This is a genomic window from Streptomyces sp. NPDC007983 (genome assembly GCF_042958345.1).
Lineage (GTDB): Bacteria > Actinomycetota > Actinomycetes > Streptomycetales > Streptomycetaceae > Streptomyces.
On sequence record NZ_JBIBJI010000005.1, the window covers coordinates 133,433 to 158,683 of the forward strand.

The 25,251-nt window shown below is 71.2% G+C and carries 19 protein-coding genes; 5 read left to right on the forward strand and 14 right to left on the reverse strand.

Features of this window, described 5'->3' with window-relative positions; genetic code table 11:
- Window positions 1–3: 3 nt before the first annotated feature.
- The 14 genes from ACFZCY_RS17615 to ACFZCY_RS17680 all read right to left on the reverse strand — a co-directional run bounded on the left by ACFZCY_RS17615 (window position 4) and on the right by ACFZCY_RS17680 (window position 19,988).
- A complete protein-coding gene (locus ACFZCY_RS17615) occupies window positions 4–1,239 on the reverse strand; it encodes a methyltransferase domain-containing protein (RefSeq protein ID WP_391174030.1) in 1,236 nt (411 codons plus the stop codon).
- The gene (locus ACFZCY_RS17620; RefSeq protein WP_391174409.1) at window positions 1,236–2,480 is read right to left on the reverse strand and encodes a glycosyltransferase; all 1,245 of its coding nucleotides are present in this window, start codon (window positions 2,478–2,480) and stop codon (window positions 1,236–1,238) included. The genes ACFZCY_RS17615 and ACFZCY_RS17620 overlap by 4 nt, the downstream gene beginning before the upstream one ends.
- 2 nt (window positions 2,481–2,482) lie before the next feature.
- The gene (locus ACFZCY_RS17625; protein ID WP_391174033.1) at window positions 2,483–3,718 is read right to left on the reverse strand and encodes an O-antigen ligase family protein; all 1,236 of its coding nucleotides are present in this window, start codon (window positions 3,716–3,718) and stop codon (window positions 2,483–2,485) included.
- A 1-nt stretch (window position 3,719) separates the two neighbouring features.
- Window positions 3,720–5,252, reverse strand: a complete 1,533-nt coding sequence (locus tag ACFZCY_RS17630) for a right-handed parallel beta-helix repeat-containing protein (RefSeq protein ID WP_391174035.1) — start codon at window positions 5,250–5,252, stop codon at window positions 3,720–3,722.
- Between the two features lie 11 nt (window positions 5,253–5,263).
- Entirely contained in the window at window positions 5,264–7,201 is a 1,938-nt protein-coding gene (locus ACFZCY_RS17635; RefSeq protein ID WP_391174038.1) for a heparinase II/III family protein, read from the reverse strand.
- A 2-nt stretch (window positions 7,202–7,203) separates the two neighbouring features.
- Window positions 7,204–9,399: a Gfo/Idh/MocA family oxidoreductase gene (locus tag ACFZCY_RS17640; protein WP_391174041.1), complete on the reverse strand. Its 2,196-nt coding sequence runs from the start codon at window positions 9,397–9,399 to the stop codon at window positions 7,204–7,206.
- Window positions 9,400–9,416: 17 nt separating this feature from the next.
- A complete protein-coding gene (gene asnB, locus ACFZCY_RS17645) occupies window positions 9,417–11,351 on the reverse strand; it encodes an asparagine synthase (glutamine-hydrolyzing) (protein WP_391174044.1) in 1,935 nt (644 codons plus the stop codon).
- 3 nt (window positions 11,352–11,354) lie between these two features.
- Window positions 11,355–12,875 carry a Wzz/FepE/Etk N-terminal domain-containing protein gene (locus tag ACFZCY_RS17650; protein WP_391174047.1) on the reverse strand — a complete coding sequence of 507 codons (1,521 nt, stop codon included), beginning with the start codon at window positions 12,873–12,875 and terminating at the stop codon, window positions 11,355–11,357.
- Window positions 12,872–14,281: a Wzz/FepE/Etk N-terminal domain-containing protein gene (locus ACFZCY_RS17655; RefSeq protein ID WP_391174049.1), complete on the reverse strand. Its 1,410-nt coding sequence runs from the start codon at window positions 14,279–14,281 to the stop codon at window positions 12,872–12,874. Before ACFZCY_RS17655 ends, ACFZCY_RS17650 begins: the two co-directional genes overlap by 4 nt.
- Window positions 14,278–15,516, reverse strand: coding sequence for a glycosyltransferase (locus tag ACFZCY_RS17660; protein WP_391174051.1), 1,239 nt, complete (start codon window positions 15,514–15,516; stop codon window positions 14,278–14,280). The genes ACFZCY_RS17655 and ACFZCY_RS17660 overlap by 4 nt, the downstream gene beginning before the upstream one ends.
- Window positions 15,506–16,825 carry a nucleotide sugar dehydrogenase gene (locus ACFZCY_RS17665; RefSeq protein WP_391174054.1) on the reverse strand — a complete coding sequence of 440 codons (1,320 nt, stop codon included), beginning with the start codon at window positions 16,823–16,825 and terminating at the stop codon, window positions 15,506–15,508. The genes ACFZCY_RS17660 and ACFZCY_RS17665 overlap by 11 nt, the downstream gene beginning before the upstream one ends.
- Before the next feature lie 70 nt (window positions 16,826–16,895).
- On the reverse strand, window positions 16,896–18,374 hold the full coding sequence (locus tag ACFZCY_RS17670) for an exopolysaccharide biosynthesis polyprenyl glycosylphosphotransferase (RefSeq protein ID WP_391174058.1): 1,479 nt from the start codon (window positions 18,372–18,374) through the stop codon (window positions 16,896–16,898).
- An 838-nt stretch (window positions 18,375–19,212) separates the two neighbouring features.
- Window positions 19,213–19,743 (reverse strand): hypothetical protein, encoded by a 531-nt coding sequence (locus ACFZCY_RS17675; RefSeq protein ID WP_391174061.1) that lies wholly within the window; start codon window positions 19,741–19,743, stop codon window positions 19,213–19,215.
- Window positions 19,740–19,988 carry a helix-turn-helix domain-containing protein gene (locus tag ACFZCY_RS17680; protein WP_391174064.1) on the reverse strand — a complete coding sequence of 83 codons (249 nt, stop codon included), beginning with the start codon at window positions 19,986–19,988 and terminating at the stop codon, window positions 19,740–19,742. The genes ACFZCY_RS17675 and ACFZCY_RS17680 overlap by 4 nt, the downstream gene beginning before the upstream one ends.
- 664 nt (window positions 19,989–20,652) lie before the next feature.
- On the opposite strand from ACFZCY_RS17680, the gene ACFZCY_RS17685 reads away from it, so the two are divergent.
- The 5 genes from ACFZCY_RS17685 to ACFZCY_RS17705 all read left to right on the forward strand — a co-directional run bounded on the left by ACFZCY_RS17685 (window position 20,653) and on the right by ACFZCY_RS17705 (window position 25,209).
- A complete protein-coding gene (locus ACFZCY_RS17685) occupies window positions 20,653–21,420 on the forward strand; it encodes an MHYT domain-containing protein (protein WP_391174067.1) in 768 nt (255 codons plus the stop codon).
- A gap of 83 nt (window positions 21,421–21,503) precedes the next feature.
- The gene (locus ACFZCY_RS17690) at window positions 21,504–23,825 is read left to right on the forward strand and encodes a nitrate- and nitrite sensing domain-containing protein (protein WP_391174070.1); all 2,322 of its coding nucleotides are present in this window, start codon (window positions 21,504–21,506) and stop codon (window positions 23,823–23,825) included.
- The gene (locus ACFZCY_RS17695) at window positions 23,822–24,250 is read left to right on the forward strand and encodes a roadblock/LC7 domain-containing protein (protein ID WP_391174072.1); all 429 of its coding nucleotides are present in this window, start codon (window positions 23,822–23,824) and stop codon (window positions 24,248–24,250) included. Before ACFZCY_RS17690 ends, ACFZCY_RS17695 begins: the two co-directional genes overlap by 4 nt.
- A complete protein-coding gene (locus tag ACFZCY_RS17700; protein WP_391174074.1) occupies window positions 24,243–24,623 on the forward strand; it encodes a DUF742 domain-containing protein in 381 nt (126 codons plus the stop codon). Before ACFZCY_RS17695 ends, ACFZCY_RS17700 begins: the two co-directional genes overlap by 8 nt.
- Window positions 24,604–25,209 carry an ATP/GTP-binding protein gene (locus ACFZCY_RS17705; protein ID WP_391174077.1) on the forward strand — a complete coding sequence of 202 codons (606 nt, stop codon included), beginning with the start codon at window positions 24,604–24,606 and terminating at the stop codon, window positions 25,207–25,209. The genes ACFZCY_RS17700 and ACFZCY_RS17705 overlap by 20 nt, the downstream gene beginning before the upstream one ends.
- Window positions 25,210–25,251 lie beyond the last annotated feature (42 nt).

Sequence of the window (25,251 nt, forward strand, 5' to 3'; positions counted from 1 at the left end):
CTTTCAAGACGCGACCTCGGCAATGCTCAGTTCCGGGATGGGAAAGACCAGCCGGCCGCCCCAGTCGTGTACGAAGGACAGCTGCTCGACCAGTTCGGCCCGCAGGTTCCACGGGAGGACGAGCACGTAGTCCGGCTTGTCTTCGGCTATCTGCTCGGGCGGCAGGATCGGGATGCGGGTGCCCGGGGTGAACCTGCCGTGCTTGTAGGGGTTGCGGTCGACCGTGTACGGGAGCAGGTCGGGCCGGATGCCGCAGTGGTTGAGCAGGGTGTTGCCCTTGCCCGGGGCGCCGTAGCCGACGACCTTCTCGCCGCGCTCGGCCGCCTCGATGAGGAACCGCAGCAGATCCCGGCGCACCTTGGCCACCCTGGCGGAGAACTCGGTGTACCCGGACAGCTCCTGCAGCCCGGCGGCCTTCTCCCGGGCCAGTACGTCGGCCACTTGCTGCGTCGGCTCGCCGGCCACCTCGGTGGGCCGGGCCCACAGCCGGATGGAGCCGCCGTGGGTGGGCAGCAGCTCGACGTCCACGAGGGTGAGTCCGCCGCTCGCCAGGGCCCGGATCGCGGACGCGACCGTGTAGTACTGGAAGTGCTCGTGGTAGATCGTGTCGTACTGGTTCTCCTCGATCAGGGTCAGCAGGTGCTGCACCTCGATGGAGACCCAGCCGTCGTCGGCGACCAGGGCGCGCAGCCCTTGGGTGAACCCGACCACGTCGGGGATGTGCGCGTACACGTTGTTGGCCACGACCAGGTTCGCCGGGCCGTGCTCGGCGCGGACGGCCGCGCCGGTGTCCGGGCTCAGGAACTCCGTGAGCGTGGGCACCCCGGCGTCCCGCGCCGCGCCGCCGACGTTCTCCGACGGCTCTATGCCGAGGCAGCGGATCCCCCGGTCCACCACGTGTCGCAGCAGGTACCCGTCGTTGCTCGCCACCTCGACCACGAAGGCGTCGGTGCCGAGACCGAGGCGCGCTGCGGCGTGGGTGACGAACGTGCGCGCGTGCTCCACCCAGGAGGTCGAGTACGAGGAGAAGTACGCGTACTCCTTGAACGTCTCCTCCGGCGTGATCAACGGCGGGATCTGCGCCAGCCAGCAGTCGGTGCAGACCCGCAGGTGCAGCGGGTACGCGGGCTCCGGCTGGTCCAGTTGGTCCGCGGCGAGAAAGCTCTCACATGGTGGCGTCGCCCCGAGGTCGACGACGCTCGCCATCGCTTCCGAGCCGCAGAGTCGGCATCGTGTCATCTACTGTCCCCATCCCCCCTGCTCGCGCGGGAGTCCCCGCCGCGAGTCAGTGCTGACCGACCCGCGATCGCGGTGCGGTACTCCTCCACCAGGCGCTCCAGCCCGACGGCCGGGCTGAAGCCCTGTTCGTAACGGCGCCGGGCCGCCCTGCCCATCTCCCGGCCCAGGGACGGCTCGGCCGCGATCCGGCGTATGCCGGACGCGAGCGAGGCGGCCTCGCCCGGCCGGTGCAGCAGCCCGGTCACGCCGTCCTCGACGAGTTCGACGAAGGCGCCGTGGCCGGCGGCGACGACCGGGACCCCGGCCGCCATCGCCTCCACGACCACCAGGCCGAACGCCTCCAGCCACGTCGAGGGAGCCACCACGGCGACCGATCGCGCGATGGCCTTGGCGCACTCCGCCGGGTCCAGCAGGCCGACGAAAGCCACGTCGTCCCGGCCCGCCGCCCATGCGGTCACCGCTGCCTCCAGTGGCCCCGCGCCGGCGATCACGAGCGGTACTCCCACACCACCGCTCGCCGCGATCTCGTCCCACGCGGCCATGAGCAGCGTCACGCCCTTGGCCTCCGCGAGCCGGCCGAGATAGAGCAGATGCTCTCCCCCGCCTTCTCGGCGGGCGCCCGGGTCGGGCACGAAGTTGTGCTTCACCGCCAGCCGCTCGGCGGGCATGCCGGCCCGCACCAGGACGTCGCGCTGCGCCGCGGAGATGCAGAAGAACCGCTCCACGCCGGACCACCATCGCCGCCGGTTGACCGACAGGCTGACCGCGAGCGGCACCGTCGCAAGGCGGGAGCTGCGGTAGCAGCCGTGCCGGACGGCGGGCAGCGGAGCCGCCGCCCCGACGCACTCGGTGCACGGCCGGCCGTCCCGCTGCAGCGTGCCGGGCGGGCACACCTGGGTGTAGTTGTGCAGCGTGGCGACGGCGGGCACGTCGGCGTCGGCGCAGGCGGCGAGCACCGCGGGCGACAGGAGCGGGAAGACGTTGTGGACGTGGACCACGTCCGGCCGCCCGGTGCGCAGCCGGGCGGCGAGCTCCGCGCGGACCGCCGGGTTCCACGGCACCCGCAGTGGCACCGCGGCCTTGGCGAGGAGGGACATGGCGGCGATGTCGTCGCTGCGCCGCTCGAACACCTCGACCCGGTGGCCGGCCGCGCGCAGCAGCTCCACCTCCTGGTCGACGACCTTGTTCTCCCCGCTCGGCTGCGCCGAGGCGTAGCGGTTGTGCACCACGAGGACGTGCATGCTCAAGGAACCTCCGTTCGAGCCCGGGCCCAGCGCGGGATGTGTCGTCGAGGGACGTCGGGTGTCGCGAGAGGTGTGGCCGCGGCAGGCGTCGCCAGCAGCGAGGCGGCCAGGGCCAGATGCAGCAGATACGGCGAGGCGTCGCCGAGGCCGGCCTCGGTGTACGACGCGATCGCGCAGTAGCTGATCAGAAAGATCGCGCAGGCCCTCTGCAGCGACGGTGGCCGCAGCAGCGCGACGCCGCCGAGCACGATGATGATCGCCGCGACCAGGACGACGCCGACCAGACCCTGCTCGTTGTAGACGGCCAGCCAGCTGTTGTCGATCGGCAGCCCGCCGAACGACTTGTCGCCCAGGCCCACGCCGAACAGCTTCTCCCCCGTCGTCCGGGGCGCGGCCAGCAGGGCGTCCCAGACCTTGGCCCGGCCGGTGAGGCTGGAGAAGTTCTCCTTGGTCTGTCCGCGCAGGAACCACGCCTGGAGCACGGAGGCGAACCCCACAGCGGCCACCGTGGCGCACAGCACCGCCCAGGTGAAGAACCGACGGGCCGCGCCGCTGGTGAGGAGGAGCGAGCCGATCGCCAACGCCAGGCCGACGAACAGGCCGAGCGTGGCCGTCCGGGTATGGGTCAGCGCGAGCAGGACGAGTGACGGCACGATGACCAGCGCCGCGCTCGCCCTGTCGGTCCGGCGGCCCAGGACGAGCAGCACGGTGAGTCCGATGATCACCGCGGCGTACTGTCCGATCTGCGGCGGAGTGAGCGGCCACAGCGCGCCGACCAGCCGCCCGCCGTAGAGGTCGGGCAGGGCCGCGCCCGGTGAGATGACCAGGCCGGCGGCCACCGACCCGAGCACCGCGAAGTACATCCGGATGTGGTGCCGGATGAACGTCGGACTGCCGTCCCACCAACGGCTGAGCAGCCACAGCGTGCCGACGAAGAGGGCCAGCCGGGCGCAGCGGAACAGCGCGCCGAACCCGGACTCCAGGTGTGCGCTGGAGATCACGCTCGTCACCAGGAGCAGGGTGAGCAGGAACACGTACGCGCCGGCTCGGATGCGCAGCCGGGGATTGATCGCGAGCGCCAGCGCGAACGCGGCGACCAGCGCGCCCATGGTGGCCATCTGGATGAGGGAGCGGGGCAGCGGGACGATGGTCTTCGCCCCGGCGGAGCCGAGGGTGTTGAGGACCAGCAGCCCCCAGACCGTCCCAACGATCTTCGGTGTGTGACCCCCGCCCATCTCAACCGCCGTCCCGTGCGCGGAGGGTGCTGCCCGCGTCCTGCTGGTACGGCGTGACCTGCCACTGCCCGAAGTCGAGCACCCGGCTCGGGTCGTGGGCGACGAATTTCCATGGTCCGATGTAGACGTTGTCGTGCCAGCGGTTGTGCTGCTTGGTGGTGATCGCCTCGGCCACCCCTTCGCCCTGGTACGGCGACCAGTCCGGATAGGTGCCGTAGTTGGCCAGCATCGCCATGCGGTCGCACTTCACCACGCACGTGACGACGGACGTGTCCAGCACGAAGCGGTTGTCGTGGATGTCCACCCGCTGGGTCTTCCAGCGGCAGTCGGCGAAGAGCGGTGCGGTGGCGATCGCCGGTTTCGCGCAGCGGTCGGTGTCCCGGACCAGCAAGGTGCAGTCGCCGGATGAGGTGTTGGCCGGGCTGTTGCAGAACCGGTCGGCGTTTTCCCACAGGGTGATCCCGGACCAGTTGTTCTCCAGCGCGTTCCGGTAGATCTCGATCTTGTCGGTGCGGGCTTTGATCCGTGGTTCGCCACCGGATTCGGACAGGTAGATGGTCGCGAGCGGGAAGCTGTCGCCGCGGTCGGCCGCCTTGCGGCCCTCGACCCAGTTGTTCCGCCGGATCGTGTTCTTCCGGATGACCGCGTTGTAGCTGGTCTCGTAGATCAGCGCGGCACCGTCGTTGGCCTCGAGCACGTTGTCCTCGATGCGGAAGTCGTTGTTGTTGGTGTCCGCCCACAACCCGGTGCCGCGGTTGTCGTGCACCCAGTTGCCGCGTACGTCGGCGCCGTTGACGGCCCAGAACTTGATGCCTCCGGTGCAGCCGCAGCCCTTCCGCCGCCGCTCCCAGTCGTCGGTGTTGTTGCCCACGATCTCGTTGCCCTCGACCACCAGGCCGCTGATACGGCCGGTTGCCTTGTACGCGTTCATGCCGTACTGGCCGTTGCCGCGCAGGCAGCTGGCGCGGACCCGCTGGCGGGCACCGGCCATCAGCCCGGCGCCGGAGTTGTCCTGGATCGTCGTGTGCTCGATGACCCACCCGTCGGCCGAGTCATGGTTGACCACGCCCTCGTTGTGCGGCGCGACGAAACCCCGCACGGTCAGGTAGCGGATGGTGACGTCGCGGGCGGTGCCGCCGAACGCGTACTGGTTCTTCTTCCGGCCGTCGAGCACCGCGCCCGGCGCGCCGAGGTAGGTGTCCCCCTTCTTGGGGATGACCTGGGCGTAGCGGTTGGGGTCGAGCCTGTGCTTGCCCGGCCGGAGCCAGAACGTGGTGTGCGGGGGGCTGCTCTTGGTCTTCGCGGCCAGGTCACCGGCCACCGCGGGGTCGACCGTCACCGCGCCCGCCGGCGCCTTCGCCGGCCCGGGCGTGGGCTTGGCGCACACCCGGGCCAGGGACGTGGACCGCGCCCCGGACGTGGTGGGCACGGCGGTCGGGTTCGCACCGGCGCCCGACGTGTTCACACAGCCGGTCGCCGCCAGCAGAGCCAGCGGTGCCACCGCACACGCCCACTTCCGCCTCTTGATCACCACGCCTGCCCCCTCTAGCCGCGGAACCTGAGTACGGTGGTGAACTCCCGCACGCCGTCGGCGAAGCCGGTGCCGACCAGCGTGGTGGTGGGTTCCTTGCGCCCGAAGCCGGCGGAGTACCAGCCCAGCGGCGGAGCGGTCTCGCCGCGATGTGCCCGCCAGGTCAGCTGCCCGGGCAGGTCGAGCACCGCGGAGCGGTCCTCGCCGTCCCGGGTCCAGGTGAGCTGTGCCCGGTGGTCCACCAGGTCCGCGGCGATCGCCGGGCCGAGGTGGAACGCCAGGCGTACGGCCCGGCGCGGGCCGCGCACCTCGTCCACCACCCTCAGCTCCCGGCTCGCGGCCGTCAGCTCCACCCGGCGGCGGTGCACGGCGTCCTGGTAGCCGTCGTGCTCGGCACACCAGCGGGCCACGCCCTCGCCGGATGGGTCGGCGACCAGGACGCGACTCTTGGCATGCCGGGTCCACAGGAACGGGCCGCCGGAGACGGACTGGTCACCGCCGTCCAGCTGCAGCGTGTTGTGGCCGAGGGTCGACCGGAAGTACCGCCGCCACTCGGGCTGTCCGTGGTAGCAGTACGTCCCCGGGTCGGCGAGCACATCGATCCCGTCGTGCCGGACCTCCACGGACAGCGCGTCGGCGTGAGCATGCGCGGCGATGGACAGGAAGCCGTGCGGACCACCGTCGCAGCGGCACCAGATCTCTTCCGGACCGCGCAGGATGGTGAGCCCCGCGTCGGCGAAGTGTCCCGGTCGGCTTGGAGGGCGGGCCACAGACGGTTCCGTGGGTTTGATGAACGCGGCCAGCAGCGGGGTGCGCACATCGGTGCCGGTCACCGCCGGCCACCAGGCGAGCCGGCCGAACACGGCGTCCCCGGTGGCCAGCAGCGAGGCCCAGCGGTCGGTGCCCGCGCCGTCCACGACCAGGCCGTGCCCGTCGTCGGCGTCCCCCTGGCGCGGCGGCCGTAGCCGGCCGTCCACGATGGCCGCGAGCGCGTCGGTCATCCGCAGCAGCACCAGCCGGACCGTCGCGGGGACCGGCACTCCGGCGGCATCCGCCTCGGCCACCGCGGCGAGACCCAGCTCCAGCACCAGTCCGTGATACTCGGTGGCCAGCTCGCGGTTGAGGCCGGAGCCGAAGGTGTTGCCGCGCAGATGCCGCTCCAGCGACCGCAGCGCGTCGGCCCGCCAGCGCGCCGAGGAGGGGAACCACCCGAACGCGCAGGCCGCGGCGAACTGCCCGGCGGCCTCGGCGATGACGTGGTTGTTCGCCGAAGACCCCCGGCTCGGGAAGGCGGCCAGCCAGCGCTGGTGGTGCCAGATCTGGTTCCGCGCCACCGGGTTGTCCTCGAACAGCCCGGCCGCGCCCGGCCAGCCGTCGAGGAGCCGGCGGATCCACACCCAGGACAGCAGCCGGATCCCCAGCTCGATGCCGCTGGTCCAGTGCACTCCGCGCAGCGGCGCGTTGGCCGTCCACCACGACCGCAGGTGTTCGGCCACCCGCTCGGCGTACCGCTCGTTCCCGGTGATCGCGTAGGCGGCGGCGAGCTGGGTGAGGTACTGGTGCCGGGAGGGCTCCCAGATCTGCTTGATGTCCCCGACCGCGTCCTCGTCGCGGTACGGCACGTCGAAGGCGTAGCCCGACGGGGCCCGGCGCCCGGTCTTCGGGTCGTACCACCAGTCCGGGTCGGCCAGGTCGTCGCGGTCCACCCCGAAGTACTCGGCGTGCCCGGCCATCAGCCGGTCCGCCTCGGCGATGAGGCGTTTCGCGGCGTCCGGTGGCACCTCGGCGATCGCCCCCGCGGGCAGTACGGCGGTGAACCGGGCGCCGGTCACGCCCGGGCAGTCCGGCCGCGCCGACCGCCACCGCCGTCTGCGCACCGCGTCGCCCACCCGGCCGCCGACCTCCCGCGGTCCCATCCGGGAGAGCCGCCGCAGGTACCAGCCCGCGCTCATGGTCACAGGGCCCTCGCCAACGTCACCGGCGCACCGCCGGCCAGGCCGGCCTGTACGGCGAGGGTGGCCGCCGTGGTGGCGGCCAGCGACTCCAGCGGCACCGGCATCGGCCCGCCGGTCCGCACGGCCTTGATGAACGCGGCCAGTTCGGCGTTCTGGCCCTTGTCCCGGGCCTTGGGCAGCCGCGAACTGACCCACCGGCTGCGGCGGCCGTCGTACACGGTGGCACGGACGAAGTCGTCGAGCCGCAGCACCTTGCCGTCCGCGATCAGGTCCAGCGTCTCTTTCGGGAAGCCGGGCGCGCCGGTGGTGACGTAAGCGATGGTGGCGGTGGACCCGTCCGGGTAGCGCAGCACGACCTGCAGGTCCTCGTTGCCGGGCGTGGCGACCGCGTACACCGAGACCGGGTCGGCCCCGAGCAGCCAGCTCGCGGTGTCGATGAAGTGTCCGCCCTCGCCGGCGAACCGCGTGCCCTCGGTGCCCTGTTGGAGGTACCAGCTGCCGTGGTCGAGGCGGCCCGCGTTGACCAGGTAGCGGAGGCTCGCCGGTCCGGTGCGGGAGCCGAATCGCTTCCTGGCCTCCTGCAGCAGCGGCGCGAACCGGCGGTTGAATCCCACTTGCAGCCGGTCGTTGCCGGACTCCTCCACCGCCGCGAGGACGCCGGCCAGCTCGTCCTCGGTGAGGGCCAGGGGCTTCTCCACGAACACCGCCTTGCCGGCCCGCAGCGCCCTCATGGTCAGTTCGGCGTGGGAGCTGTGGCGGGTGGCCACGAACACCGCGTCGATGGACGGGTCGCCGAGCACGGCGTCGAGGTCGGTGGTCGCCTCGGCGAAGCCGAACTTGCGCTTCGCGTTGGCCGCGGACAGCGCGGTGGTGGTGACGACGGTGGACAGTTCGACGCCGTCGCGCCGTTCCAGGTGCGGCAGCAGCATCGACGTCGCATAGTTTCCCGCGCCGACGAACGCCAGCCGCACCGACGCGTTGGCGAGCCGGGCCGGGGTGGACGCTTTGCCGCCGCGTCGCACCGCGGGCACGGCCACCGCCGGGGTCCCCGTTTCCACGGCCCGGCCGGGGTGGCCGGGGTACCGGAACAGCACGGCCACGGCCTTCAGGTCGCCGTCCTTCAGGCGCTGGTACGTCTCGACGGCGTCATCGAAGTCGGCCATGTGGGAGACCAGGGGCTCCACGTCGACGCTGCCGCGGGCGAGGAGATCGAGGAAGCACGCCAGGTTGCGGCGCTCGGTCCAGCGCACGTAGCCGATGGGGTAGTCCCGCCCCTCCAGCTCGTACTCCGGGTCGTAGCGCCCGGGGCCGTAACTGCGGGAGAACCGGACGTCCAGCTCCTTCTCGTAGTACGCGTTCCACGGCAGGTCCAGGCGGCACTTGCCGATGTCGACGACGCGGCCGCGGTCCCGGCTCAGTCTGGCGGCCAGCTCGACGGGCTGGTTGCTGCCGCCGCCGGCGGCCAGATACACCTGGTCCACGCCGTGCCCGCCGGTGAGTTCGGCGACGGCGGTTTCCACGGCCGTGGAGGCGGGATCGCCGCAGGCCGCCGCGCCCAGGCGCTCGGCGAGCTCGCAGCGCGAAGGGTCGGGGTCGGCGCCGACGACGCGGACTCCCGAGGCGGCGAGGAGCTGCACCACCAGCTGCCCGATCAGCCCGAGGCCGATGACCAGCGCCACGTCGCCGAGCTGTGGCTCACCGCGGCGGACGCCCTGCAACGCGATCGACCCGACGGTGCCGAAGGCCGCGTGCCGCGGCGCGAGGCCGTCCGGCAGCCGGGCGTAGAGGTTCTTCGGCACCCAGTTCAGCTCGGCGTGCAACGCGTGCTCGTTGCCGGCGCAGGCCACGAGGTCGCCGACCTTCACCTCGTCGATCCCGGCGCCGACCTGCTCGACCACCCCGCACAGCGAGTAGCCGAGCGGCGTGTAGGAGTCCAGCTTGCCCATCACCTTGCGGTAGGTGGCGGGCAGCCCGTTGGTGGCCACGCTCTGGACCACCTTGGCCACCTGGTCCGGCCGGGAGCGGGCCTTGCCCACCATCGACATGCCGGCCTCGGACACCTTCATCAGCTCGGTCCCGGTGGATATCAGCGAGTAGGCGCTGCGGACCAGCACACCACCCGGCTTGCACCCCGGCACCGGCACGTCGAGCAGCGCCAGCTCGCCGCTCTTGTAGTTCTGCACAACCTGCTTCACCCGAACTCCTCTGATTCCTAAGCCGTCAACCGAGTGCTCTGGCCGGACCCAGAGGTCGCGTCGCGATACCAGTACTCGAGGGTCAGCACATGCCACAGATGCTTGGAGAAGTCCCGCTGCCCGGCGGCGTCCTCGGCGACCATCCGCGCCAGCGCGTCGCGGCGCAGGAGCCCGGAGCGGACGAGCACACCGTCGTTGACCACCTCGCGCACCAGCGGTGCCAGGTCCCGGCTCATCCAGGCCCGCAGCGGGGCGCTGAACAGGCCCTTGGGCCGGTACACGATCTCCCGGGGCAGGATGGAGGTGGCCGCCTCCTTGAGGACGGCCTTCCCCTGCCGTCCGACGATCTTGCGGTCGCCGGGCACGGCGAACGCCGCCTTGACCACCTCGACGTCCACGTACGGCACCCGCACCTCGGTCGACGCGGCCATGCTGGAGCGGTCCGTGTACGTGAGGTTCAGGCCCGGCAGGAACATCCGGGCGTCGCCCAGGCACATGCGGTTGACGAAGTCGTCGAGGTCGTTGTCCTGGTAGACATCGGCGTGCTCGGTCAGCACGTCCTGAACCGTCCCGGCCAGGTCCGGATCGACCAGGGCGAGCAGCTCGTCCTGGTCGTACATGGTGTAGCTGCGCCGGAACGCGGTCTCCTCCGGCAGATCGGCGAAGGAGAGGAACCGCTTCGCGAAGCGCACCGACCGGTAGCCCCGGCGGGCCGTTGCGACCGGCAGCCGGTCCACGGCCCTGGACACCCCGCGCCGCAGGGGCCGCGGGACGCGCTGGTAGCGCAGCGCGATCAGGTTGGCCAGGTGCTTGCGGTAACCGGCGAACAGCTCGTCGGCGCCCATCCCCGAGAGCATCACCTTGACCCCGGCCTCCCGGGCGGCCGAGCAGATCAGGAACGTATTGATCGCGGCGGGGTCGCCGATCGGCTCGTCCAGGTGGTACGTCATCCGCGGCAGCAGGTCGAGCACGTTCGGAGCGATCTCGATCTCGTGCAGGTCGACGCCGAACCGCTCGGCCACCCGCCGGGCGTAGCGCAGGTCGTCCGGCATCGCCTCGAACCTGGCGTCCTCGGCGCGGAACCCGATCGTGTAAGCGGAGATCCCGGGTTGGTGGCGGGCCGCCAGCGCGGTCAGGTAGCTGGAGTCGAGACCGCCGGAGAGGAAGGTCGCCACGGGCACGTCGGAGAGCAGGTGGCGCCGGGTCGACTCCTCGACGATGGCGGCGAGGTCCGGCTGCTCGCCGCTCCGGGCCCGCTCCCGGCCCTCGGCGGCGACGTCCTTCAGGTGCCAGAACCGGCCGCGCTCCACCCGGCCGTCGGGCCGGCACCTCAGCCAGCTCCCCGGCGGCAGCTTCTCCGCTTCGCGGAACGCGCAGCGCGAGTCCGGCACCCAGTAGTACAGCAGCGAGGCCACCAGCGCCGCATGGTCCACCTCCAGCGGCACGCCGGTCGCGGTGGCGAGCGCCTTGAGTTCGGAGGCGAACACCAGGCCCTCGCCGCGCCGGAGCAGGAACAGTGGCTTGATGCCCAACTGGTCGCGTGCCAGCACCAGTTCGCCGGTCCGTTCGTCGAAGATCCCGAACGCGAACATGCCGCGCAGCCGGGGCAGGCAGTCGGTGCCCCAGCGCCGCCAGGCCTCCAGCAGCACCTCGGTGTCGGAGGTGCCGCGGAAGCGCACCCCGGCGGCCGCCAGTTCGGCACGCAGCTCGGGAGCGTTGTACAGCTCGCCGTTGTACGTCAGGACGAGGCCGCCCGAGACCATCGGCTGGGCGCCGGTCCCGGACAGGTCGATGATGGCCAGCCGGCGGTGCCCGAGGTGCACTTCGCCGTCACCGGCGGGGTGGCTGTACCGTCCCGTCCCGTCCGGACCGCGGTGGGCGAGGGTATCGGTGAGCCGGTCGGTCACGACCTTCCCGTCCGGCCATCGGTAGGTGCCTGCGATACCACACATGTCCTACCGTGCCTCCTGGTCGCTGTCCGGGACGCGTGCGGCCCACATCGGCGGCCGCTCCGTCCGTAGTTGGCCCATCCCCTGGCGCAGGGCCGGCCGCTCGCCATGGCCCCGCAGCGCGATGTGCAGCCCGTCCCACAGCGTGCCGTCGGTCCGGTCACCCGGATCGGGGTCGATCAGCACCACACCGATCACCGGAATGCGCTGGTCGGCGAGCTGCCGCGCCACGGTGTGCAGCCATGCGGCGCTGCCGTGTCCGGCACGTACGACAAGCACGGTCCGGGTACCGAGGTACTGGAGGTCGGTCCACGCGGTGCCGGGCGCCACCGAACCGACGCCGACCCGGCGCTCCTGATGCGACACGGCAGCGGCCTGCTCGCCGCTGACCACGGTGGGGTCTCCTGGCTTCGGGCGGCGGCCCGCGAGCTGCGGGCCGGGCAGACCATCGATGATGGCCACCGGCCCATCCGCCGCCAGTTCCCTGGCGAGGTCCAGGGCGATCTCGCTCGTGCTGCGCGCACAGCCCAGTTCCAGCAGCGACACCGGTTCCGCGGAGCCGCGTACGGTGCGGGCCAGGGACGCGGTGAGCCGTGTCCGTACCGCCCGGACCCGTCGGCGCCGCCACAGCCTGCCCGACCGGCGGGGCAGCTCCGCGATGACCGAGGCGCCCAGGTTCGCCGCGATCGCCCGGCGCAGCACGGGGCGGTCCGCCACCACCGCGCCGACCGCGGCCACCGCGAGCCCGAGGACGAGCCCGAGGACGAGCCCGATCGCGGCGTTGGTGGCAGCGGCCTTGAGCGGGGAGTGCGGCAGCGCGCGCGGGGCGTCCACGATCTGTGTCCCGGCGACGACCCGGGGCGTGCCGGTGCGGGCCTCCGCGGCGCGCTGGTCGAAGTCGGCGATCCGCGAGTTGAGCTCGGCCCGGCGGGCGAAGAGCGACTCGATGCCCGCCGACGCTTGCGGGTCGCTGCCCGGCGATCGGCCTCCGATCGCCTTGTTGACCTCGGCGAGTTCGCGCCGCACGCGGTCACGCTGGTCCAGCAGGGCCTTGGACTCGGCTTTCGCGGCCTCCCGCATCCGCCGCACATGGTCCGCGACGAACGCGTCGGCCAGCGCCTTGGCCCGGGCCACCGCTTCCGCGTCGCTGTCACCTGTCACATCGATCTGCAGCAGGTTGTTGGTCAGGCCGGTACCCCGGTAGTCCCGCATGAAGTCTTCCGGTTTTTCCGGGGACTTGAGCGACTGCAGGGCCTTGCCCGCGATCCGCGTGGTCCCCAGCAGCGCGACGTCGGTGCGGATCAGCGTTCCGGTGTCGTTCGGCTGGTCCTCCTGATGCGCGACCAGCACTTTGGTCACCGCGGTCGGCGGTGGCGGCAGCAGGACCGCCATCGCCGCACCGGCCAGCAGCCCCAGCACGGCCATGGAGCACCGGAGCCGGCGGCGCCTGCGCACCGCCACCACCAGCGCCTGCAGGTCGAACAGCGGAGTGGCCGCCGGCCACTCCGGTGTCGTGCTCGCCGTCACACGGCACCTCCCGTCGCGTGGCCGCGAACGGCGAGCGCCGGAGTGGCGTCATCGGGAGGCGTGCCGGCAGACCGCTTCGGACGGGCCCGGACCGTACCGGCGACGACGATGCCGACGACCTCGTGCTTGCCGTCCGCACACGCCTCGGCGATGCCGGCCAGCTCCGCCGCGGTCCAGCTGCCCGCGCTGAGCACGACCAGGGCGCCGGACTCGGTGCCGCGGTCCGGCACCAGCGGCTGGGACACCGAAACTCCCACCACCCGCAGCACGGGGTATCCCCTGCTCGAGGAGGACGGGGAAGGATCGCCCTCGGACACGGCGGCGAGCTGCTCGGCGGCCCGGCGGGCGATCTCGTCGCCTTCGGGTACGACCACCAGCAGCCGCCGGGGGGCCGGCACCCGGTCCCGGAGGCGGGCGCACACCCGCCGGTAGCGTATGTGCCTGCTGGCCTCGTCGCCGGACGCCTGGGGCGTCGGCAGGTCCCACCGGGTGTCGACGCCGAGCAGCCGGCGGATCCGGGCCCGCGGGCCACCGCCTTCCGGCCGGTGCGCGCGCCGTTCACCAGGCACGTCGACAGGTACGTCGACGGTACCGAGCGGCGCCGAGCCCAGCGCCGCGGCGATCTCCGGTTCGGTGCGCAGCCGGCGGCTCATCCGTGCGGCGGTGAGATGGCCGATGACCGCGAGCAGGAAGAACAGCAGCGCTCCGGCGACGATGAGCTGCGTCCCCGTCGGCGGTGCCGCACCGGCCGGCCGGGCCGCCGGCCCCATGACGACCATGTTGGACTTGTTGGTCACCGGGTCGGCCTCGTCCAGCTTTTTCATGGCCTCCTGCAGCGCGATGCGCAGCTTCTCGAGCTCGGTGCGGCCCTGCACGCTCTCCACGGTCCGCCCCGGATCGGCCGCGTCGGCCAGCTGGGTGATGCGGCGGCTGGTCTGCACCACCATCTTCCGCAAGTCCCCGGGCCCGGCCGACGCTTCGGAGTCGGTGTCGTCGCCTGCGAGCCGCGCGGCGAAGGTGACGAATTGCTGGGCCACTTGGTCGGAGAGCCGCTGCGCGCGCTCCGGCGTCTCGGCCGTACCCGAGATCTTGATGATGTTCCCGTCGGCGGCCCCGGCGCTCACCCGGTCCCGCAGCTCGCTGCCGCTGACCCCGGCCCAGCCGAGCGTGGCAGCCGCGCGGTCGACCACCACCGAACTGGTCGCGATCTCCGCCTGGGTCAGCAATTCGCGCTCCTCCCACGCCCCCGGCAGCAGTACCGATGCCGACGTCGTGTAGCGCGGCGGAAACAGCAAAGAGGTGCCGTAGCCGAAGAGCGCCCCCACCACGGCGAGGACGGTGAGAAGCCGCCAGCGCCGACGGATAATCCGCCCGATCGTGACCAGGCGTATCGTGTCATCGCTCAACGGCGCGGCCTCTTCCTTGCCCGGCCCGGGTCCCCCGCCGACGCGTAGGCGGCGAGCAGCGACGTTTGCGAGTTCCGCCAGGAGAGCGGCCCGCTGATCCGCTCCTGGCCGATCTTGCCCATCCGGGCGCGCTTCTCCGGATCGTCGAGGAGCAGCGCGATGAGCCCCGCGAACTCGGCCTCGTCGTCGGCGGGGGCGTAGACGGCGGCCTCACCGGCGGAGACCCGCGCCTCCTTCAGGTCGAACGAGACGATCGGCCGGCCCATCGCCATGTACTCCAGAACCTTGTTCATGGTCGACACGTCGTTGAGCGGATTGCGCGGGTCCGGGGAAAGGCACACGTCCGCGGTGGACAGGTAGCGCACCAGGTCGGCGTCCGGAACGCGCCCGGTGAACTGCACCTGCTCGGTGAGCCCGAGCCGCCGGGACAGCCCCACCATCGCGTCGAAGGCGTCGCCGGAGCCCACGAACACCGCGTGCCAGTCGGTCCGCCCGAGTTCGTCGCGCAGCTTCGCGAGGGACCGCAAGGCGTAGTCGACGCCGTCCTGCGGGCCCATGACGCCGAGGTAGCACAGCAGATGTGGCTTGCCGCGCTTCAACTCCGGTTCGGGCGGCACCGGTTGGAACCGGTCGACGGCGGGCGCGCTGCGCACCACGAAGACGTCCTCCGGCCGCTTGCCGCCTCGGCGCAGCGCGACGTCCCGGTAGCTCTCGTTCGTGGCGAGCACGACGTCCGCGGTTCGGTAGGTCCGCCGTTCCAGCGCGCACACGGCGCGGTAGAGCAGATCCTCGCCGCGGCCGAACCGGGAGAGGTACAGCTCGGGCACCAGGTCGTGCTGGTCGAAGACGAACCGCGCACCGCGCCGCTTCAGCCACAGTGCGGGCAGGAACAGCAGGTCGGGCGGGTTGCACGCGTGGACCACGTCGACGGGGCCGACCTTGCGGATCAGCCGGACCGTATGCCACAACGCCGATCCGTACTCCCGCAGATAGCCGGCCGGTCCTCCGGTGGCCGCGCGCAACGGGTAGCGGTGGATCCGCACCCCGTCGATCACGGCCTCCGGCTCCGTGTCCCGCTTGCTCCCCCGGGGGCAGATGACGTGCACCGTCCAGCCCGCGTCGCGCAGTGTCGTGCACTCCTGCCACACCCGCCGGTCGAACGGCACCGACAGGTTCTCCACCAGGATCAGCGCACGCCGGCCCGACCCCTCACCGCTGATTGCGTTACCAGGCAAGGCCCACGTACCCCGGTTCGGTCCGGCGCGCCTCGGCGTCGGGAAGGCGGATGAGATCGACGATCACCGGGCCGTCGCCGCCATGGGGCAGCGCCGACAGTACGGCCGGGTCCCTGGTCCCCACCAGGCACACCTCGGCGTGTTCGAGCACCTCGCCGACGGAATCCGCGAGCAGCTGCGCGAGGTGCGGCAGCCGGTTCTCGATGTACTCGCGGTTCGCGCCGAGCAGCCGGGAGAGGCTCACGTTGGCGTCGTGGATCCGCAGGTCGTATCCCTTGCCGAAGAGCCTCTCCGCCAGTTCGACGAGCGGGCTCTCGCGGAGGTCGTCGGTGCCGGGTTTGAAGGACAGCCCGAACAGGCCCACCCGGCGCTTGCCGGTGCGCTCGACCAGCTCCACCGCGCGCTGCAGATGGTCGGAGTTGGAGGGCAGCACGTGGGCGAGGATGGGCACCGAGACGTCGGCCCGCTGCGCCGCGTACACCAAGCTGCGCAGGTCCTTGGGCAGGCAGGAGCCGCCGAAGGCGAAGCCGGGCCGCAGGTAGGCGGGGCTGATGTTCAGCTTGCGGTCGGCCAGGAACACGTCCATCACCTGGTGCGAGTCCACCCCGAGCGCCTGGCACACCGCGCCCAGCTCGTTCGCGAAGCCGATCTTGAGGCCGTGGAACGCGTTGTCCGCGTACTTGATCGCCTCGGCCGTCGGGACCGGCACCCGGAACACCTCGCCGGGCAGGCCGTCGTACAGCGCCGCCACCGCGTCGCCGCTCGCCTGGTCGAGCTCGCCGATGACGGTCTTGGGCGGGTCGAAGAAGTCCCGCACGCTCGTGCCCTCGCGCAGGAACTCCGGGTTGACCGCGACCCCGATGTCCACCCCGGCCGTGCCACCGACGTACTTCTCCAGGATCGGCACCAGCAGGTTCAGGCAGGTGCCCGGGAGCATGGTGCTGCGGAACACGACGGTGTGCCGACCGCCGCGCTCGGCGAGCGCCGCGCCGATCTGCTCGGTGACCCGCTCCAAGTACGTGGTGCACAGGCTGCCGTTGGGCTCCGACGGCGTGCCCACGCAGACCAGCGACACCTCGCTGCCCATGATCGCCTCGCGGACGTCGCCGGTGGCGCGCAACGCCCCGGTCCGCACGACCTCGGCGATGAGCTCGCCGATCCGCTCCTCGACCACCGGGGCCTTGCCGTCGTCGACCAGGTCGACCTTCACCTGGTTCACGTCCACCCCGATGACCTCGTGACCCATGCCGGCCAGGCACGCGGCCGACACGCAGCCCACGTAGCCGAGCCCGAAAACGCTGACTCTCATGACTGTTCCCCCCTCAGGCACGCCCTTCCGGCCTGCCTTCCGTGCGCCGACCGGACGACGCCCCCGCCCATCAGTAGGCCCCCTGTCCCTGGAGCACCGCGCGCAGCGTCTTCCACAAGATCACTGTGTCCAGGGCGAGCGACCAGTCCTCCACGTACCGCAGGTCCAGCCGGACCGCCTCCTCCCACGGCAGGTCGCTGCGTCCGCTGATCTGCCACAGGCCGGTGAGGCCGGGCTTGACCAGCAGCCGCCGCCGGATGTCCGGGCCGTACGCAGCGGACTCCTCCGGCAGCGGAGGCCGCGGGCCGACGAGCGACATCGACCCGGTGAGTACGTTGAAAAGCTGCGGGAGTTCGTCGATCGAGTACCGGCGCAGCACCGCTCCCACCCGGGTCACCCGCGGATCCCGGCGGAGCTTGAACAGCAGGCCGGCGCCCTCGTTGCGGTGGGCCAGCTCGGCTCGTGCCCGGTCAGCCCCGGCGACCATGGTGCGGAACTTGAGAATGGTGAACTCGCGGCCGTCCTTGCCGACCCTGCGCTGGCGGTAGAACACGCCACCCCGGCTGTCCACCATCACGAGCAGCCCGACGAACACCATCAGCGGCGCGAACAGCACCAGCAGGATCGCCGCGCCCATCCGGTCGACGATCCCTTTGACCGCCCGGCGGCCCCCGGTGAAGGTCGGCATGCTGACCCGCAGCAGCGGGATCCCGAGCACCGCGTCGATGTGCAGCCGCGGGCCGGCCACCTCCATCAGCACGGGGGCCACGACCATCTCGGCGTCGCTGCCTTCGAGGTTCCACGCCAGCCGCTGCAGCCGGTCCGGTGACCAGTGCGGGTCCGGTGTGACCGCGACGACACGGTAGCCGTCGCGGCGGACGTGGCCCGCGACGTCCGCCAAGTGGCCGACGACCGGCACTCCGTCCAGTTGGTCACCGTCGGGGCCGAGACCGTCCGTCGTGCACACCGCCTCCACCCGCCAGCCGAGGTGCGGGAACTTGCGGGTCCGGGTGATCAGGTCGCGTACGGTGGCCAGGCTCCCGGCAGCGAGCACCGGTCGCAGGCACCGTCCTTCCTTCCGCTGTTTGTGCAGCCAGAGGCGCAGCAGATACCGCGCGGTCATGGTGATGAGCGCGATCGCGGGGATCGCGACGAAGATCCAGAGCTTGATGTTGCGCGAGGTGAGGGCGATCCCGCCGAGCGCCAGTACGACGGTCGCCGTGAACAGTGAGCGTCCGAGCCGGCGGAATTCCTCGGCGCCCTGGCCGAGCACGGCCGGAGCCCACGACCGGCTCACCGCAAGCGCCCCCAGCACCAGCAGCTCGGTGCCGAATGCGAGAATTCCCCACTTCTCATGCCAGTTGGCCGCGTCCCGGGCCCCGAAGAAGTTGCCGATCGCCGCCACCACGACGGCCGTGGCCACCGTGTCGCTGGTGATCACGGTACGGCGGTACCGCTGCTCCCAGTCGGTCGCGGGCTGACTGATTGCCCCGTCCGCCACACGCCCGCGCGCCGGCGAAAACGGGTTGACTAATCCCCCTTGCCGCACAGAACCCCCCAGGTCCCCAGTGGTTCGACGTATTCGCCTAGCACTGTTCCTCCCCCTCGGGAGGCCCCCGCCTCCCGTACTGTTCCTCCCCTCGGGAGGCCCCCCGCCCCCCGCGCCGCGCTGTTCCTCCCCGTGGGAGGCCCCCGCCTCCCACGCATGACATGCCGGCTGTTTCAGAGGTACGTGAACGGCCCACCCTGGCGGCAGCGGACCCGCATGTACTGCCAACTCTCAAGGTGCGCGAAAGCCCGTCGAAACCTCGGGTGCTCCCCACACCCAAGGGGCCCCCTCTCGGGCTCCAAGAATTGATCACCCCCACGTCTGGCGCCGACGACGCGACTGCTGGCTTTCCGTAGAGCCGGACCCATAGATCATCGTTTGTCGCCTGGTGTCCAAACATGTGAAGCACGGGTCAATCTAGACCATCGCGGCCCCGCTGAAGAGGGGATGTGTGGAATTTGTGCCCAAACCTTGAAGCCGGAGCCACCGATCGATGGCCGCCCGCGGGTGCCTCGACGACAAAGACGCGCCCCGTGACCTGCGATGACGGGAGTTCTCCGGGCCGTCGGCACCGGCAATCCCAAGACGCGCCGGCACTGCCGACTGAGCCGCGCTCAGGGCCTGTCCGGTGGCGCCGCACGCCGAGTGTGCGTGCCGGGCGGCGCGGGACCCGGCAAGATCCGCTGGACAGCACACGACGACGCCGGCAACTCAGCGGTGTGACTGAGCGCTCCCGTTGGCCGCAGCGCTTCAATTGGCCCCGGCGGCACGAGAGTTGGCCCGGCCGATCCCTGACACTTCTGATTCGATCAGCTGTCGGCCGGGCACAGCGAACTCATCAGGCCACGCGGCCGTCGCCTTCGGCCGGCTCGTCCTGAGCCATCAGACCGGCCAGCCACAAGGGCATCAGCCAGTGCGCAACAAGGACCGCGATGAGCACCGGCGCCGCATACGCCGTGGGGACATTGCCTTCGGCCGCACCCTTGACCAACAAGCCGGCGGCGGTTGCGGCAAGGAGCAGGGTCATCGCCCGGTGGGCGCGGGCTTGCACCCGGGCGCGTTCGGCGGATTGCCGCTCGTCCAGCGCTCGTTCGCGCAGTTCGAGCAGGCCACGGGTGGCCGCATTGATCGCCCCGGTCGCCACCATCCACGGCAGAAACAGCACCGCCACGACGACGAAGGCCCAGATCGGTTCCCCCTCCGCGAGGCAGGCGTAGGCCATCAGCCCGCCGATGGCCACGGTCAGCACCAGATGCGCGGCGACGACCAGGCGCCGACGGGCCGCCGTGGCGTACAGCGGCCGGCCTCGGTGGTCGTTCATCAGCCGCATCATGCTGCGGTCGTAGCGCGTCAGCCGCGTCGTTGTCATGGCGTCTTCCTCCCGTAGATCTCATCCGTGAGCGGCCGGAACGGTTCGAGTGAGAACAGCGCCTCCACCGGTAGCTCGAAGAACTTCGCGATCTTCAGTGCCAGGTCGAGGCTCGGGTTGTACTGCCCCCGCTCGATGTAGCCGATGGTCTGGTAGTGGGCCCCCACCTCCTCGGCCAGACGCTGGCGCGACACCTTCCGCTCGGCGCGAACCACGGAAAGTCTGTTGTGCACCTGCTCGCTCATGTATAAGAACTACTACATTCTGAGTGACAAGGGCAACCACAAGCGGCGCACCCAACCCAGAGGTGTGGCGAACAACCTGGATACCCTCGCGGCGCCATCCCTGATCCGCCGCCGGTCGAACGCTGAACCGGATCCCCAGCCCTCTCCTCGAGGTCCATGAGCAGGTCGCGAACGAGTTGGGCGGCCGCGGTTCGCCTTGGATCCTGACGCATCCCCAGGTCGAGGTTCTCTCTCGCCAGGCGCCGGATGAGCGCGACCGTCTCTTCCGGCAATGGTGGCCGACCGGTCCCGGCCACCGTGGGGCGTGCTGGGCGCCGATCAAGGGACGGGCTGACGCGGCACGGGCACCGGACGCTGATGGAAGAGCTGGGCGCAGTCACGCTCACGGAGAGCCCGCGGTCCGTCAAGTCCGAACGGGCCTTCACACACCTCCCCGCACGCCCCGCCGTGATCTACGCCATAAGCGCACTACAAGACCCTTGTCGCCGGGACAGCTGAAGTGTCCGGCTGACGCAGATTGTGACCACGGAACTCGCAAGTAGGACAGCTCGAAGTGACCACGTCAGCCGCGTGGTCGAGGCACGTACCCACCTGTGAAGCTTCTGTGAAGAAACGGAATGCTAGCGTCCACGGCGCCTTGAAGTTGCAAAGAAGAGGGGGAGTTTTGGCACACCTTGATCACTTCAGCGCCGGATGGCTTTCACCTGTCATCGCGTACGTGATGGCCTGCATCGGCGCCGCGCTCGGACTGCACTGCACCATGAAGGCACTGGCGTCGGACGGCCGCTCCCGGCGCAACTGGCTGGTGACGGCATCGGTCGCGATCGGATCGGGCATCTGGACGATGCACTTCATCGCCATGCTCGGCTTCGGAGTCGAGGGGACCCCGGTTCGCTACGACGTCCCGCTCACGCTCCTCAGCCTGCTGGTGGCCATGGCGGTCGTCGGGGCAGGTGTTTTCACCGTCGGCTACGGGCGGTCACGCTGGCGCTCGCTGCTGGTGGGTGGTCTGGGCACCGGCCTCGGCGTCGGTGCCATGCACTACCTCGGGATGGCGGCACTCCGGTTGCACGGAAGCGTCGGCTACAAGCTGCCGATCGTCGTCCTCTCGCTGGTCATCGCCGTGGCCGCGGCAACCGCCGCGCTGTGGGCCGCCGTCGTGGTGCGCGGCCCTGCGGGAGCGACGCTCGCCTCCCTCGTCATGGGGCTCGCCGTGTCCAGCATGCACTACACCGGAATGGCCGCCGTGCACATCGAACTCGCCCCGCAGGGGGGCGTACTGGACGGCGCCACGGCCACCCAGTTCATCTTCCCCCTCGCGGTGCTCCTCGGTTCGTTCCTGTTCCTCGCATCGGCCTTCGTGGCCCTGTCGCCCACGAAGATCGAGGCAGTCGAGAGCGCCGACGCCCCCGCGGCCACACCGGCCGGCTGATTCCGGCTGCCACGTGCCCCACCTCGCTCCCGTCCCCCGCCTCCCTCACCGAACGCCCACACCCCTGACAGCTCGAGGAATTGATGAACACATTCCTGGTGCCACGTTCGATCCGGGCGAAGATCGTCTGTCTACTGATGGTCCCCGCCGTCTCCCTGATAGCGCTGTGGGCCTTCGCCACCGTCACAACGGCGCGCAGTGTCTCGGAACTGAGCCAGTACAAAGAAACCAACTCCACCCTCCTCAAACCCCTGGACTCGCTCGTCACCGCCGTGCAGTCCGAACGCTCGGCCAACCTGCGTCGACTCGCCGCACCCAGCCGTGAACGGGCGGACAACGCGGCGGACAAGGAGAGGAACACCGACGCGGCCGTCGCCGCGCTCCGCAGCGGAATCCGGGCGAGCAGTCTGGACAGCGAGGCCGTGGGGGCGAACCCCGCCGGTCGCGTCGACCAGCTGATGTCCGGCCTCGACGACCTCGGCGCGCTGCGCGAGCGGCTGCGCGGAGGTGATGCCGGGTGGCAGGACACCTACGACGACTACAACAGCACGATCGCCCGGGCCTTCGCTCTGGAAGGGTCCCTGGCCGTCGTGCCGGGCCCCGACACGGCCTCGGCGGAGCGCGTCGTCCTCGAACTGGCGCATGCCCGGGAGATGATCGCCCGCGAGGACGCGCTGATGGGCGCCGCGCAAGTGTCGGGACGTATGAGCAAAGGCCAGATCCTGGAGTTCGCCGGCGCCGCCCACACCCAGCGGTACCTCCTCTCCGCTTCCGTGGACGATCTACGGGCCACCGACGCGGCCCCGTACCGGAAGGTCCTCAGCGGGACCGCGATGCGGGACCTGCGGGACGCCGAGGACGCCATGCTCAAGGCAGGCGATGGCGTACGAGCCGGGCTCGTCGCCGCGTCCGCCGGCTGGGGCACACCCGCCGGAGACGTCCTCCAGCAACTCGCGCAAGCGCAGCAGCAGGCGAGGACGCGCGCCGCCGACAGCCCGGCTCCCCTCTCGTTCGACGCCCTCGGCGGCTCGGGGGTCGCCGTTGTCCTCGGCCTCGTGGGGGTGGTCCTTTCGCTGGTGATCTCGGTCCGGATCGGCCGTGGCCTGATCGTCGAACTCACCGGTCTGCGTAACTCCGCGCTCACGCTGGCCGGTCGTGAACTGCCTCGTGCCATCGCCAGGCTGCACGCCGGGAAACCCGTCGACCTCGATGCCGTAGCCCCCATGCGTCCCCACCGCGACGACGAGGTGGCACAGGTCGGCGCCTCATTGGTCGCCGTCCACCGGGCCGCGGTCAAGGCAGCCGCCGATCGGGCCGAGGTCTTGCACGGCATCTCCGGCGTCTACGTGAACCTCGCGCGCCGCAGCCAGGTGCTGGTGCACCGGCAACTCGCGCTGCTCGACACGATGGAACGCCGTAACGAGGACCCGGCCGAACTGGAGGACCTGTTCCGGCTCGACCATCTCACCACCCGGATGCGCCGCCACTCGGAGAGTCTCATCATCCTCTCCGGCGCCGTGCCGGGGCGTGGCTGGCGGCGTCCCGTCGCGCTCATGGACATCGTCCGGGCAGCCGTGGCCGAGGTCGAGGACTACGGCCGGGTGCTGATCACGGATATCCCAGCGGTCCGGCTGCCCGGTGCGGCGGTGGCTGACCTCACCCACCTGGTCGCCGAACTCGTCGAGAACGCCACGGCGTTCTCACCCCCGCACACCAGGGTGCGCGTGTCCGCCGAGCGCGTCGGCGCGGGCATCGCTCTGGAGATCGAGGACCGCGGCCTCGGCATGGACCAGTCCGCGCTCGCCGAGGCCAACCGGCGCATCACCGACGCCGAACGGATCGACCTGCTCGACAGTGGCCAGCTCGGCCTGTTCGTGGTGAACCGGATCGCGCACCGCTTGGACGTGCGGGTGGCCCTGCGATCGTCGGTGTACGGAGGCATCGTCGCCGTTGTCCTGCTGCCGGGCCACGTGGCGGGCGAACCGATCGAGGAGACCGGCGAGGGTGCGGCGGTCGGGGAAACGGCCGCGGACGGCGCTCCCGCCGGCCTGCCCCGCCGCATTCCGGTCAGGCCGGGTGCCGCCGTCCCGGCGGAGACGGCGATCGCGGACGTGGACGCGGGCCAGGTGGATGCGGCGCCCGCTGCCCCCGTCCCGGCCCCGACGCGACCGCCGGAGGAGCCGGTGGGCCGGCCCGAGCTGCCCCGTCGTGTACGCCGGGCCGGTCAGGCACCCGGACCGCCCGAGGAGTCCGAACCGTATGAGCAAGCGCGGAAACCGTCCGAGCGAACACCGGAGGAGGCTCGCGCCGTCATGGCGTCCTTCCGGACGGGCTGGACCCGCGGCCAGGCCGTCAGGACGGCGCCGCGCGACCACGACACAGCAGGCGAAGGAGAGCACCCATGACCGGCACGGCCCAACGCTCCAGTGAACTCGACTGGCTTCTGGAGGAGCTCATCGCCCAGGTACCGGAGATCAGACACGCGATCGTGCTCTCCGGCGACGGACTGCCGGTCGGCACGTCGAAGACGCTGTCCCGGGACGACGGAGAACGGTTCGCCGCCATCGCCTCCGGCTTCCACAGCCTCGCCAAAGGCACCGGACGCCACTTCAGGGCGGGCAGGGTCGTCCAGACGCTGGTCGAGCTGGAGGACGGATTCCTGTTCGTCGTCACCGCGGGCAAGGGCTCCTGCCTGGCGGTGTTCAGTGAGGCCGGCGGCGATGTCGGCCTGGTCGCGTACGAGATGGCCCGGCTCGTCAAGCGGGTCGGTGCGCACCTCGGCACTCCGGCGCGCGGCGAGGCCGGTGAGACCTCACGCCTCGATGACTGACTCCGATCAGCGCTGGTACGACGAGGAGGCGGGGCCCTTGGTGCGTCTCTACGCCGTGACGACCGGGCGGGCACGCGTCGGCGCCGAGCAGCGACTCGACCTGATGACCGTCATCCATGCGGTGCCGCCGGACCCCGATCACGACCCGGTGCTCTCGCCCGAGCAGGCGGCGATCCTGCGCCTGTGCGGCACACGACCGCATCCGGTGGCCGACATCGCGTCCGACTCCGGACTGCCACTGACGGTCGTACGAGTGCTCCTCGGAGATCTGCTGGGAACAGGCCTGATCCGCGCCACGCCGCCCGTCCCCCCGGCCCGGCTCCCCGACGCACGCACCCTCAGGAGAGTGATCGATGGACTCCGAGCGCTCTGACGCGCCAGCGCCCTTGCTCGCCCTCAAGATCCTGGTGGCCGGGGGCTTCGGGGTCGGCAAGACCACGTTCGTCGGCGCGGTCAGCGAAATCCGGCCGTTGAACACGGAGGAGCTTCTGACGGAGGCGGGCCGGATGGACGACAGCCTGGACGAGGTCGCCGACAAGCGCACCACCACCGTGGCACTGGACTTCGGCCGGATCACCTTCGGCGACGACCTCGCGCTGTATCTCTTCGGCACTCCGGGCCAGGACCGGTTCTGGTTCCTGTGGGACGAGCTCGCCACCGGCGCTCTGGGCGCGGTGGTGCTCGCGGACACCCGGAGGCTGCGGGACTCCTTCCCGGCCGTCGACTACTTCGAGCGGCGCCGGCTGCCGTTCGTCGTGGCCGTCAATTGCTTCAACGGCCTCCGGGACTACAGCGCGTGTGAAGTGGCGACAGCGCTCGACCTGGACGAGAAGACTCCGGTGGTGCTGTGCGACGCGCGGGACCGGGAATCCGGGAAGGAGGTCCTGATCACACTGATCGAGCTGGCGGGCGAATCCGCCACCACTTCCGCCACCACAGCACCGTGGACCAGCCCGTAGGCGAGATGTGGCCTGGCCTTCGCCATGTCCGTGTCCGCCCGG

Coding starts and splice junctions, on each gene's coding strand:
- ACFZCY_RS17615 (WP_391174030.1), bottom strand. CDS start 1,239: ATGACACGATGCCGACTCTGCGGCTCGGAAGCGATGGCGAGCGTCGTC.
- ACFZCY_RS17620 (WP_391174409.1), bottom strand. CDS start 2,480: ATGCACGTCCTCGTGGTGCACAACCGCTACGCCTCGGCGCAGCCGAGC.
- ACFZCY_RS17625 (WP_391174033.1), bottom strand. CDS start 3,718: ATGGGCGGGGGTCACACACCGAAGATCGTTGGGACGGTCTGGGGGCTG.
- ACFZCY_RS17635 (WP_391174038.1), bottom strand. CDS start 7,201: ATGAGCGCGGGCTGGTACCTGCGGCGGCTCTCCCGGATGGGACCGCGG.
- asnB (WP_391174044.1), bottom strand. CDS start 11,351: ATGTGTGGTATCGCAGGCACCTACCGATGGCCGGACGGGAAGGTCGTG.
- ACFZCY_RS17665 (WP_391174054.1), bottom strand. CDS start 16,825: ATGAGAGTCAGCGTTTTCGGGCTCGGCTACGTGGGCTGCGTGTCGGCC.
- ACFZCY_RS17675 (WP_391174061.1), bottom strand. CDS start 19,743: ATGACAACGACGCGGCTGACGCGCTACGACCGCAGCATGATGCGGCTG.
- ACFZCY_RS17680 (WP_391174064.1), bottom strand. CDS start 19,988: ATGAGCGAGCAGGTGCACAACAGACTTTCCGTGGTTCGCGCCGAGCGG.
- ACFZCY_RS17690 (WP_391174070.1), top strand. CDS start 21,504: ATGAACACATTCCTGGTGCCACGTTCGATCCGGGCGAAGATCGTCTGT.
- ACFZCY_RS17695 (WP_391174072.1), top strand. CDS start 23,822: ATGACCGGCACGGCCCAACGCTCCAGTGAACTCGACTGGCTTCTGGAG.
- ACFZCY_RS17700 (WP_391174074.1), top strand. CDS start 24,243: ATGACTGACTCCGATCAGCGCTGGTACGACGAGGAGGCGGGGCCCTTG.
- ACFZCY_RS17705 (WP_391174077.1), top strand. CDS start 24,604: ATGGACTCCGAGCGCTCTGACGCGCCAGCGCCCTTGCTCGCCCTCAAG.